The 298-nt window shown below is 57.4% G+C and carries 1 protein-coding gene; it reads right to left on the bottom strand.

Annotated features, from left to right (window positions below):
• A partial coding sequence (locus tag ACYVTD_RS19045) for a hypothetical protein (RefSeq protein WP_461249144.1) occupies positions 1-298 on the bottom strand: 298 nt, incomplete at both ends.

The following is a 298-nucleotide window of genomic DNA, read 5'->3' as shown; positions in this document are numbered from 1 at the left end:
CCGAGTGTTAGGGCGAGGTTTGAAGGCAACGTCCAGGGAGTTGTTGTCCATGCGAGGAGATAAGTGTTCGGGGGCGTTGCGGGGGTGTCCCCTGCTGAGGGGGGCAGCGTAGGCTGCGAAGCAGCCGAAGCGCGGGGGGAGACTTCCCCCCTCAATTTAAATTTTATTGTGATTGCAGGATCGTGTACGTCTTTGTAGCCGCCCAAATTGAGTTCGTGGTTGGAGAGGACGGTGGCGCAGCGGGGGCAGTATGGGAGTATGTAGTGTCCTTCGTAGAGGTAGTCTTTTTCCCAGAGGG

It is taken from the genome of Treponema sp. R6D11, from assembly GCF_054786075.1.
Note: the sequence above shows the minus strand (reverse complement) of the source record. Positions and strands in the feature narration are given on the sequence as shown.